The organism is Luedemannella flava, from assembly GCF_039528515.1.
Lineage (GTDB): Bacteria > Actinomycetota > Actinomycetes > Mycobacteriales > Micromonosporaceae > Luedemannella > Luedemannella flava.
Map to the genome: position 1 here is coordinate 1 of NZ_BAAALT010000238.1, position 11,166 is coordinate 11,166.

Here is an 11,166-nt window from a genome sequence, read left to right on the forward strand (position 1 = left end):
GCCAGACCGGCGGCCAAGGCGCCGGCGGGCAGGGTGCCGGTGGTCAGGGTGCCGGCGGTTACGGCGGCGGCCAGACCGGCGGCCAGGGCGCCGGCGGCTACGGCGGTCCCCGCCGCGGTGGCCAGAGCGGTGGTCAGGGTGCCGGCGGTTACGGCGGCGCGTGAGCCGGCGTGACGCCTGACACGGCGCACCGCGCCGACGACGACCGCTGACGGTCGACGCGGCCGGGGGACGGGCTCAACCGCCCGACCCCCGGCCGTTCCGGCGCCAGCCGGAAAACCCCTCGACAGCGCAGGTCAGCACGGGGACCATCGGGCCTCGTGCGCGCGCGACACCTGGGCATGGACCTCACCCCGTTACGGACCTGCCGGGACTTCCGGCTGGTCTTCGTCGGGTCCGGCGTGTCCTCGCTGGGGTCGTTCATCACGTACATCACGATCCCGTTCCAGGTCGCCGAGCTGACCGACTCGCCGGTCATGGTGGGCCTGCTCGGCCTCGTCGAGCTCGTACCCCTGCTGTTCATGGCCTTCATCGGCGGCGCGCTGGCCGACTTCCTGGACCGACGACGCCTGATCATCTACGGCGAGCTGGCATTCACCCTGCTCACCGCGGTCCTGCTGGTCAACGCCCAGCGGGACGAGCCCCACCTGTGGGTGCTGTTCGTCGTGGCCGGCGTGACCACGGCCATTGACGGCATCCAGCGGCCGGCCATGGACTCGATCATCCCGCGCCTCGTGCCGCCCGAGCAGCTCGCCGCGGCCGGCGCGCTGAACTCCGCGCGGATGAACATCGCCTCGCTGGGCGGCCCGGCGCTGGCCGGAGTGCTGCTCGCGTCGGTCGGCAGCACCTGGATCTACGCCATCGACCTGGCCACGTTCGCCGTCAGTCTGGCGTGTCTCGCGTTCGTCCGTGCCGTGCCACCGCCCCCGGCGGCCGAACGGCCGTCGCTGCGCTCGGTCGTCACCGGTCTGAGGTACGCGAAGAGCCGGCCCGAACTGCTCGGCACCTACCTGGTCGACATCAACGCGATGTTCTTCGGCATGCCGCAGGCGCTGTACCCGTTCGTGGCGAAGAACCTGGGTGGCCCCGCCGTCCTCGGCCTGCTCTATGCCGCCCCGTCGGCGGGGGCGCTGCTGGCCACGCTCACCTCCCGGTGGACCGGGCGGGTGCACCGGCACGGCCTCATGGTGGTGCTCGCCGCGGCCGCCTGGGGCCTCGCGATCGTGGGCTTCGGCGTGGCCGCGTTCGGACCGGACGCGCTGACCCTGGGCCTGCTCGGCGACCGGGACGGCTACTCCGGCATCCTCTGGCTCGCCCTGCTGTTCCTGGTGCTCGCCGGCGCGGCCGACATGATCTCCGGCGTGTTCCGGTCGGTCATCTGGAACCAGACCATCCCCGACCGCCTGCGCGGTCGCCTCGCCGGCATCGAGATGCTCTCGTACTCGATCGGGCCGACGCTGGGCAACGTCGAGTCCGGCGTCGCCGCCCGCTTCGCGGGCACGGGCGGCTCCATCGTGCTGGGCGGCGTTCTGTGCGTCCTCGGCACCGGGGCGCTCGCCGCCGCGCTGCCGGCGTTCGTGCGCTACGACGGCCGCGAGGGCCTGGCCCGCAAGATCGCCGAGGACGAGGCCTGGGCGGCTCGAGTGGCCGGAAACGCCCTCCCCGAGACTCCCGCCGTCACGTTCACCGCCACCTGAGACCGCGCTCAGGCGGCGGCCTTCGGGGACGTGTCGGGGGTGCCTTTGGCTGCGGCTGTGGTGACCACCCGGGGTGGCCACGTCAGGCGGACGGTGTCGAGGGTGGTCAGGCCCTTGCCGGAGGCGACGCTGGGGGACGGCGCGTCGGCGGCGTCCGGCTCGTCGACCGCGTACACCAGGCCGCGCGCGGACCACGCGCCCGCGATGCCCACCGCGAACGCGAGCGCCTCCACGGCCAGGTACCAGCCGTTGCCGGTCCGCTCGCCGACCAGGCGGCCCAGCCACACGATGCCGAGCAGGCCTACCATCACGATGTCGGCGAGGCCGTGCCGGGTGACGGCCGACCGGAACGGGTTGCCCGGCGCCGCCAGCACGTCGAGGACCGCCCGCACGGCGGCCGGCAGCGCCGCCAGCAGGCCCGCCGCCATCGTCCAGAAGGCCGCCAGGCCGAAGAACGAGAAGTCCGCGACGATGGCGCCGAGGTCGAGCAGCAGCACATTCGCGAAGATGCCGAGCGCCAACAGCGCCAGCATCGGACTGACCGGTTCACCCTGGGCACGCGCGCGCTTGCGCATCGACTCCACCTCCTCGACGACCGTCACTGTCTTGCCCCGTCCGCCCCCGCGCTAACCACTCCTCGCGCCGCTGCCGGACGTACTCCATGGTGAAAAATCAATGGCCAGGGCGGGGTGCCGCGCCCTACCGTGTGATCCGCAACGCACCGAACTGTTCAGGGAGTAGCCCATGACCCGCCGCCACCACGCGGACGCCGGCACGAGAGTGCTGCGCGCCGTTGAAGGCGGCTGGCCGGGGTGGGAGGAGCAGGCCTGATTCCCGGGCCCCGCGCCGCCCTCCCCGCTCCGGGGCAGGGCGGTTTTTGTTTGGCGCTGACGTTTAAGGAGGAGGCATGACCGGCGTACTCGTACTGAATGCGGATCTCGGGCCGCTGCACCGGGTCAGCCTCCGGCACGCCGTGCGCATGCTGCTGCGCGAGGTGGCCGTCGTGCACGAGGCCGAGCCGGACCGGCTCATCGGCGTGTACCCGGTTCCCCGTGTGGTGCGGCTCGTCACCTACGTGGTGACGCGCTGGCGCTTCGGGCGCGGGCCGGCCTGGTCCCGGGCGGGCGTGCTCGCCCGCGACGGGCGCCGGTGTGCCTTCTGCGGCGGTCACGCCAGCACCATCGACCACATCCTGCCCAGCTCGCGCGGCGGCCGGAACACCTGGCTGAACACCGTCGCCGCCTGCGGGCCGTGCAATCAGCGCAAGGGCGACCGCACCCCGTCCGAGGCGAGGATGCCGCTGCGCATCACGCCGAGCGCCCCTACCTGGGCGTTCATCCACACGCGCTGACCGACCGCGCCCACCCCGTGCCGGGGTGGGCGCGGTCGGGGTACGGTCGGGGCAATGGACCGGCCGCTCACCGAACCGCATCCGGACCGGCTGCCACCGGACCACCCGTACCATGAAAAGATCTTGGAAGCGCACAGCGCGGCGCTCGACGTCGGACAGGCGGGGTATCCCGATCCCGAAACCGGCCTGTTCGTCCTGACCGCCGGGTTTCTCGCCGCTCGCGGCACCTGTTGCGGGCGGGGCTGTCGCCACTGCCCGTACGTGGACTGAACCCCCGCGCACAACCCGCCGGAGGTTCTGTACACTTGACCACCGTTGCCGCCTTAGCTCAGTCGGCAGAGCGATTCACTCGTAATGAATAGGTCTGGAGTTCGATTCTCCAAGGCGGCTCGGCAACGAATCCGGGCCCCGTCACCTAGGTGANCCGGGCGCGACCATGAGGTAGTAGTACGTCACATCCGTCGACGTGCCGTCCGCCAGGCGACCGGTCACCACCAGCTGGTAGTAGCGGTTGCCCTCCTCGGGCGTCAGCGTGATCGACGCCCTGCCGTCCACGGCCGGCACGTTCACCGGGTCGCCGTAGTCGAACTGGTAGTCGAACGACACGATGCCCGCCGTCCCGCCGCTGAACTCGAACGTGCCCGCGACGCCCGGACCGCCCGCCCAGGCCCCCTGGGGGTACTGCCCGGAGGTCACGTGCGGGGCGGTGCCCACGACGAACGGGTACTCCGTGACGGGGGTCAGCTCGCCGGAGGCCAGTTCGGCACGCACGAAGAGCGTGCTGGGCCCGTTGCGGGTGAGCGTGACGGACACCCGTGTGTCCGTGTAGCCCTCCCCCGCCGCGACCGTCCGCTCCGGCGCGTCGTCGACGCGGTACCGGTACGACACGACGTCGGGGTGGAGGTCGCTGTAGAACATGAAGTCCGCCGACGCCCCGATGCCGCCCTGCGGCGTGTGCCCGTAGAAGCTGGACACGTGCACCCGGGTGTCCCGGACCTCGAAGTACTGCTGCCGGGTGTCGGAGGTCGCGCCGTCCGCGCCGACGCTCGTCACGTTGAGCGTGCTGAGGCCGGGGCGGTTGGGCGTGAGTGTCACCGTCGCCGTGCCATCCGCGCCCGCGGCGACCGTCTGCTCGTCCTCGCCGTCGAGGGAGTACCGGTACTCCGCGACGCCGGACAGCGCCGGGCGGAACGTGAACGTCACCGGCTCGCCGAGCGTGCCCTTGCCCTCGGGCGTCCAACTGACCAGCGGGCCGGACCAGACGTTGAACGTGTGGGTGCCCTGCGGCGAACGCGTGCCGTCCGCGCGCAGCGCCTGCACCACGATCGTGGTCTCGCCGGCGTGGGTCGGCGTGACGGTCGCCGCCTCGCCGAGGCCGACGGTGTGCTCCGCGCCGCCGTCGAAGCGGTACGCGAACCCGGTCACGTCGGGCAGCCAGCTGTTGAACCCGATCTGCAGGGGCAGGCCCACGCCGTCGCGGCGCGGCCAGCTGAAGATGTCGGCGTACGCCGTCGGCACCGGGTCGACGACGTTGAACTGGTAGTCGGCCGTCTCCGACAGCGTGCCGTCGGCGCGCTCGGACTGGACGGTCAGGTAGAACCAGCCGGCCGTGGCGGTCCACGGCAGCGTGGCCGACCCGTCGGCGGCCGCGTCGACGCGCTGCTGACCCGTTCCGTCGTTGAAGTCGTAGACGTACGCGACGACGCCCGTCGTCCGGGGCGTGAACCGGAAGCTCCCGGTCGCGCCGGCGACCGCGTCCTCGTGCTCGAAGCTGAACTCGTCCGAGTGCACGCCCGGCGCGTCGGTCACGTACACGTTGACGACGTCCGACCCGATCATCTTCGTGCCGTTGTAGGTCCGGACGGTTACCTCGAAGGTGCCGGTCGTCGGGAACGTGATCTGGCCGGTGCCGACCCCGTCGACGGCGGGGACCCGCACCTCGGCGGCGCCCGTCACCTGGTAGCCGTAACCGGTCACCTTGTCCGTCGAGGCCGTCAGCGTGATCTTGCTGGGCAGTCCGACGCCGGCCACGTCGACCTCCGCGTACGGCGCGGTGTAGCGCACCCAGAAGTCGTACCGCGTCTCCGCGCTCCGGTTGCCCGCCGCGTCGATGGAGACCACGGTGAGCTGGTTCGGCCCGCCGCGCGGCGGGGTGTACTCGAACGTCGCCGAGCCGCCCGGCCGGCGGAGCGGGACCCGCTTGGAGTAGCCGAGGCCGTCGGTCCACTGGAACGCGACGACGTCCCGGTCGCCGTCGGCCGAGACCCGGAACGTGCCAGGCACGCCGGGACCGCCACCGGCGGCGTACTCGTTGCCCTGGCGGTACAGCCGCGATCCGACGCTGGGGGCCGCGGCGGGCGGCGTGCGGTCGATGAGCATGTAGCACGGCTTGGCCCAGACGCCCACGTCGAAGTAGTCCTCGGCGCGGGCCGACCAGGCGAGCAGCGTCCCCTCGGCGAACCGGCTCAGGTCGATCGAGCTGCCGGGGTACTCGACGCGCTGGTCCGGGTCGTTGACCGGCCACACGGCGAACCGCACCGAGGGGTGGTCCTCGGGGTCCACGTCCGCGGCGGTGGCCAGGAGCTGCACCCAATTGACCATGGTCGGCCTGGTGGGCGTCCCGCACGGCCGGTCGGAGCCGGCGACCTTCAGGCCGCTGACCGTCGGAACGTGGTTGCCCGTGAGGCTGAGGCGCGGCAGGTCCACCGAGCGCCACAGCAGCGGGTCGCTCTCCTTCGCCGCCGCGATGCGCAGCTCGACGGTGAGCGTCTTCTCGCCGCGCGCGAGCGCGTCCGTGACGACCTGGGCCATGTCGCGGCCGAGGTAGCCGGGGCACAGCTTGCCCGCCCCGCGCTCGTACGTGCCGAGCAGCTCGAGCTCCGCCGGCTGGTTCTTCCAGGTCGTCTTCGACGTCACCGGGCGGGTGCGCCACAGCTCGATGGGGGCCACCGCGTCGCAGTGGGCGACCTCGGACTCGAACGTGTACCAGTTGGCGGAGTGGATGACCTGGCCACGCACCTGCGTGAGGTCGAACGTGAAGAACGAGCGGTACGTGTGCCCGTCGTCGGTGCCGAGGCGGGGCTCGCCCGACGGGTTCACGAACGCCGTCCTCGGCGCCTTCGAATCGACATATGCCCAGGTCGTGGGCGTGGTGATGACCGGCGTCCCGCCCGCGCTGGCCGGGGACGCGGCGACGGCGACCGTCGCGGTGAACGTCATGGCCAGAACTAGCGATCGCACCATTAATCGGCGCATTTCCCCCCCGTAATTCAATGCACGCTGCAGGATCCGCATCGTAGGAGGTCATGTCGACCGGCCGCGTCCGGGGTCGATCGGCGCAACGGTTGGACTCTGGCGGTCGGCGGTCGCGAACCGCTAGCGTGACCACCCGTGACCGACGACGTCCTCGGCACCGCCACCCCTCGCCCCACCAGCCTCGACCCGCAGGATCTCGGCTTCACGCCGCGCAAGCCGGTCCCCTGGCTCGGTCCCGTGCTGCTCGCCATCACCGGCGCCCGGGTCGCTATTTCGGAACAGTTCGGCGCATATCTGGACAAGCGCGAGCTGCAGAACGCCTTCCCCGACGACACGTTCGACCACAGTGGAACCGGGGAGCTGTGGTTCGACTACGTGGCGGACCTCGGCGACGGTTTCGACGCGACGTACTCCGTGGCGTACCTGCTGGCGCAGCCGGAGATCGAGGTCGACGGCGAGCGACTGCCCCGCGGCCGGGTCCTGGTCATGGGTGGCGATCAGGTTTATCCCACGGCGAACGACCACGCCTACGAGGACCGGTTCCGCGGCCCCTACCGCGCGGCGATGCCGACGCCGCCGCCCGGCGACCCGGTGCCCACGCTCTACGCGGTGCCCGGCAACCACGACTGGTACGACGGCCTGTCCGCGTTCCTGCGCACCTTCGCCCGCCGGGAGGGCACCAGCATCGGCGGCTGGCGCACAGCGCAGACGCGCAGCTACTTCGCGCTGAAGCTGCCGCAGCGCTGGTGGCTGCTGGCGATCGACTCGCAGGAGGGCGGGTACCTCGACGACCCGCAGCTGACGTACTTCAAAAACGTCGCCAAGCAGCTCGCGCCCGGCGACCGGATCATCCTGGCCACCCCGAACCCGTCGTGGGTCAAGGCCCAGGAGAGCACCCGGGAGTACGACACCATCGACTACTTCCTCCGGAAGGTGATCGCGCCGACGGGGGCCCGGGTGGCGCTGATGCTCTCCGGCGACCTGCACCACTACTCGCGCTACACGCTGGCGGACGAGCCACCGGCCGTCGACGACACGGCGGGCGGCGGTCTGGGTGGCACGGGCCGCCAGCTCATCACGTGCGGCGGCGGGGGCGCCTACCTGGCCGCGACGCACACCCTCCCGTCGAAGATCACGGTGCCGCCGAAGCAGGCGCTGCCGCGCGAGGCGAGCAGCGGCAAGGAGTACAAGCTCGCCCGCACGTACCCGTCGAAGGCGCGGTCGCTGGCGCTGGCGACGGGCGTGTTCTGGCGGTTGCCGCGCCGCAACGCGAGCTTCCTCGTGCTGCTCGGCGTTCTGCAGACGCTGCTCATGCTGGCGATCGTGGACCTGCGGGGCCGGGTCCTGACCACGCCGGTGTTCGTGATGGTGGCCGCGACGTTCGGCCTGACGCTGTTCTTCGCGGCCGGCCTGACATCGGGTCACCGGGCCGCGAAACACTACATACTCGGGGTCACGCACGGGTTCGTGCAGGTGGCGCTCGGCGTCGGCGGCGCGGCGGTGTGGCAGGAGCTGCCGATGCTGCACTGGCCCCGGCCGTTGCCGGCGCTGACGGCGGGCGCCTTCTACGGCCCGGTCATCGCGGTCCTGTCCGCGCAGGTCGTCGCGCTCTACCTGCTCATCGCCGGCCGTCTGCTGGTGAACGTCAACGAACTGTTCGCCGGCCAGGGCATCCAGGGCTACAAGGCCTTCCTCCGCCTGCACATCGACACCGACGGCACCCTGACGATCCACCCCATCGGCGTGGACAACATCAGCAAACACTGGACCCCCACCCCCGCGGCGGCGTCCTACGAGCCCTGGCTGGAACCCGCCGACCCCCTCCGCCCCCACCGCATCGAACCCCCCATCACGCTCCGCTGACCGGGCGCCATCGCCCTCACGCGCGGAATTCCGGGGCGTTCGGACCGTTGCACCGGGAAGTCAGCGCGTAATTACCTGCGTGACGGTCCAAACGTCGGCTCACCCCTGGTGGCGCGTCACTCCCCGGGGCGCGGGCTCGGGACGGAGACGCTGCGCTCGTACGCCTGGCGGGAGCCGCACACGGAGGCGCGGGCACAGCTCGTGCGCGTGCCGTCGGCGTCCAGCCTGACCAGCACCGTGTCGCGGGGCACGTTGTGGCCCACCACGCGCCCCTCGCCCTCCGGCGTGCTGACCCGGTCACCGTGCGCCGGCGCCGTGGCCTGGAACTGCTGATACAGCGGATGTTCGAACTTGAGGCAGCACATGAGCCGACCGCACGCCCCGGAGATGCGCATCGGGTTGAGCGGCAGCTCCTGGTCCTTGGCCATCCGGATGGTCACCGGCTCGAAGTCGGTGAGGAACGTGGCGCAGCACAGGTCGCGCCCGCACGAGCCGATGCCGCCCTGCACGCGCGCGGAGTCGCGGGCGGAGAGCTGGCGCAGCTCGACGCGGCAGCGCAGGGTGGCGCCGAGGTCGCGGACGAGGGACCGGAAGTCGACGCGGTGCGGGGCGGTGAAGTAGATGGTCGTGCGGGCGCCGCCGGTGCTGTCGGGTGCCGGCACGTGGTCGACGGCGACGACCTTCATGGGCAGCTCGTGTGCCCGGATCAGCCGCTTGGCGGCCGTCTTCGCCTCCGCCTTGGCCTTGCGGACCGCCTGGTCGCGGGCGAGGTCCTCCGGGCCGGCGGGGCCGAGCAGCCTGGGGAAGCCGGCCGTGTCGTCATCGACCCACTGGGCCGCCCACACGCACTCCGCGACGACCGGGCCGTCGTCGGTGGGGACCAGCACCAGGTCGCCGACGGCCGGGGAGAACTCTCCGGGATCAAGGTAGTAGAGGCGGCCGTACCGGTTGAAACTCACCGCGCAGAGCTGACCCATGCCGCCACCCTACGCGCGGAGTCCGCCTGGCGTCAGTGGTGCAGATCGATCGTCGCGTCCACCCGACGCGCCGGGTCGGCGGGCGGAACGAACGCCAGTTCGCCCAGGTCGGCTCCGCCGCGCAGCAGGCCCTGGCCGTCGTCGTGGGCGGCCGCCACCGCGGCGAGCACGTGCGCGCCGACGTCGGCCGCCGCGACGAGCGTCTCGGTGGTGACCGCCGCTCCGCCGCTGGTGACGGTGATGGCCTGCGTCGACGTGAGCACCTCGGCAAGCGCGACAGCCAGGGCCGTACGCGACTCGTCCCACCAGGTCGCGACCTCGTCCACATAGAACGCCGTGGCGCCCAGGCGCCCGGTCATGACCTCGGCATGCCCGCGCAGGGCCGTGGCCCGCGCCGCGTAGATGTCGGCGGTCGAGCCCTCCCACCGGACCTCGGTGGGCACCGGCGTGGCACGGTAGGCCTCCGCCTGAGCCCGCAGCCGTTCGGCGGCGGCACGCAGTGGCGCGGGGTTGCCGTCGACGAAGAACGCGACGGCGTCGGCGGGCGTGGTGCCGAGGCGGCGCAGGTGCGCCCAGATCGGATGCCCGGGCGGGGCGCCGTACGCGACGAGCACCTCGTCGACCCGCTCCAGCAACGGCCGCGCGACGGGCCCGATCCGACTCAACGCGTCAAATCTCGCGCTCACAGCGCCACCTCCCTACGGTCGGCGTCGCTGTGAGATTGCACTGTGCTGATGGCTCGCTCGCGACGCTCGCTCACAGCGCCACCTCGGGCTTCCGCTTGCTCGCGCCGTCGTCCACATCGGTGTAACCGGCGGCGACCCGGGCGAGCGTGTCCCCGAGTTCCGTCGCGCGGGCGCCGTGGGCGGCGGCCTCGCGGGCGCGGGCGTCCAGCGCGTCGCGCCAGCGCACGTGCAGCGCCCGGCCCAGGTCGCCGAGCCGGCCGGGGCCGTGGTCGCCGAACGCGGCACCGCCGGGGTCGACGAGGGGCGTCCGGGTGGCCGCGCCGGTCAGCGTGGCGCCGAGTTCGCGCAGCGCTCCGGCGGCGCCGGAGAGGGTCTCGCTCATCGGACCTCCGTCAGCTCGACAGGGGGCGGAACTCCCCGTACATATCCTGGTGGAGCTTGGTGCGCGCCCAGCCGGCGGCGTCACCCGCGGCGGCGAGCGCGGCTTTCACCGCGCGGGAGAGGTCGCGCGCGCTGTGCGACGCGAACGACTCGCTGATGACCACGTCGCGGACCTGGCCGTCGCCGGACACCACGAGCTCGACCAGCCCGTCGGGCGACCGCACGGTCACCTCGAGGCTGCCGACGGCCTGCTCGAACTCGGCCTGGAGTTTCTCGACGCGCTGGTAGCGCTCGATCGCCTCCTCGATCCACCTCTCGTCGATCTCGCGCGGCATGCTGGCGAACCTCCCCGGGGGTGAAACTACGGCCCCCAACGGTATCGAGGAAAGCCCCTGTGGATAACCCCGGTCAGCCCTGCCAGAGCCGCAACATCATCGCCTCGACGGCGATGCGGGGCTTGACGTTCGCCTCGATCTCGGACCGGCAGGCGAGCACCGCCTCCAGCCGCCGCAGCGTGCTCTCGGGCGTCCAGCGCGCGGCGGCGGCCGCCACGTCAGGGCTGACCTCGGGGCGCACGGTCGCGCCGAACCCGGTCGCGAGCACGTCACGGTAGAACCCGGCGAGGTCCACGAGTGCCCGGTCGAGGGCGTCGCGCTGCGCGCGGGTGGCCCGCGACTTCTGCTTGCGTTCCAGGTCCTTGAGGATGCCGGCCGTGCCGCGCGCCGCGCCGGCGGCGCCCTTGCCCGTACCGCCGGCGCCGAGGGCGGTCTCCAGCTCGGACCGTTCGCGGGCGTCGAGGTCGGCGACCAGGTCGGCCGCCTCGGCCTCGGCGGCCTCGATGATGGACGCGGCCACGTCGAAGCACGCCCCGATGCCGGTCAGCCGCCGCGGCACGGCGAGCACGGCCTCGCGTCGCGCGCGGGCCTGCGGGTCGCGGGCGAGCCGCCGGGCCCGCC

Annotated in this window: 10 protein-coding genes, 1 tRNA gene and 1 pseudogene; 5 read left to right on the top strand and 7 right to left on the bottom strand. The window is 72.4% G+C overall.

Going from position 1 to position 11,166, the window contains the following annotated elements; genetic code table 11:
• Positions 1-191, bottom strand: a 191-nt coding sequence (locus ABD211_RS27740) for a hypothetical protein (RefSeq protein WP_344138237.1), incomplete at its 3' end; no start/stop codon positions are given.
• A 129-nt stretch (positions 192-320) separates the two neighbouring features.
• Here ABD211_RS27740 and ABD211_RS27745 point away from each other — a divergent pair.
• Positions 321-1,697: an MFS transporter gene (locus ABD211_RS27745; RefSeq protein WP_344138239.1), complete on the top strand. Its 1,377-nt coding sequence runs from the start codon at positions 321-323 to the stop codon at positions 1,695-1,697.
• A gap of 8 nt (positions 1,698-1,705) precedes the next feature.
• Here the strand turns inward: ABD211_RS27745 and ABD211_RS27750 are convergent, their stop codons facing one another.
• Complete coding sequence (locus ABD211_RS27750; RefSeq protein ID WP_344138241.1) at positions 1,706-2,299, bottom strand: DUF2231 domain-containing protein; 594 nt, start codon at positions 2,297-2,299, stop codon at positions 1,706-1,708.
• Between the two features lie 305 nt (positions 2,300-2,604).
• Here ABD211_RS27750 and ABD211_RS27755 point away from each other — a divergent pair, with 305 nt between their 5' ends.
• The 4 genes from ABD211_RS27755 to ABD211_RS27770 all read left to right on the top strand — a co-directional run bounded on the left by ABD211_RS27755 (position 2,605) and on the right by ABD211_RS27770 (position 8,166).
• Positions 2,605-3,048 (top strand): HNH endonuclease, encoded by a 444-nt coding sequence (locus ABD211_RS27755; RefSeq protein WP_344138243.1) that lies wholly within the window; start codon positions 2,605-2,607, stop codon positions 3,046-3,048.
• A gap of 54 nt (positions 3,049-3,102) precedes the next feature.
• Positions 3,103-3,318: a C1orf53 family protein gene (locus ABD211_RS27760; RefSeq protein ID WP_344138245.1), complete on the top strand. Its 216-nt coding sequence runs from the start codon at positions 3,103-3,105 to the stop codon at positions 3,316-3,318.
• 47 nt (positions 3,319-3,365) lie between these two features.
• Positions 3,366-3,438 (top strand) — tRNA-Thr (locus tag ABD211_RS27765).
• A gap of 3,000 nt (positions 3,439-6,438) precedes the next feature.
• On the top strand, positions 6,439-8,166 hold the full coding sequence (locus tag ABD211_RS27770; protein WP_344138247.1) for a metallophosphoesterase: 1,728 nt from the start codon (positions 6,439-6,441) through the stop codon (positions 8,164-8,166).
• Positions 8,167-8,282: 116 nt separating this feature from the next.
• On the opposite strand, the gene ABD211_RS27775 is transcribed toward ABD211_RS27770, so the two are convergent.
• The 5 genes and pseudogenes from ABD211_RS27775 to ABD211_RS27795 form a co-directional block, all read right to left on the bottom strand.
• Positions 8,283-9,143: a PSP1 domain-containing protein gene (locus ABD211_RS27775; RefSeq protein WP_344138249.1), complete on the bottom strand. Its 861-nt coding sequence runs from the start codon at positions 9,141-9,143 to the stop codon at positions 8,283-8,285.
• Positions 9,144-9,175: 32 nt separating this feature from the next.
• Complete coding sequence (locus tag ABD211_RS27780) at positions 9,176-9,829, bottom strand: hypothetical protein (protein ID WP_344138250.1); 654 nt, start codon at positions 9,827-9,829, stop codon at positions 9,176-9,178.
• Between the two features lie 70 nt (positions 9,830-9,899).
• Positions 9,900-10,211: a hypothetical protein gene (locus ABD211_RS27785; RefSeq protein WP_344138251.1), complete on the bottom strand. Its 312-nt coding sequence runs from the start codon at positions 10,209-10,211 to the stop codon at positions 9,900-9,902.
• A gap of 10 nt (positions 10,212-10,221) precedes the next feature.
• Positions 10,222-10,545 carry a YbaB/EbfC family nucleoid-associated protein gene (locus ABD211_RS27790; RefSeq protein ID WP_344138252.1) on the bottom strand — a complete coding sequence of 108 codons (324 nt, stop codon included), beginning with the start codon at positions 10,543-10,545 and terminating at the stop codon, positions 10,222-10,224.
• 73 nt (positions 10,546-10,618) lie between these two features.
• Positions 10,619-11,166, bottom strand: a pseudogene (locus tag ABD211_RS27795) (DNA polymerase III subunit delta'); the annotation flags it as partial.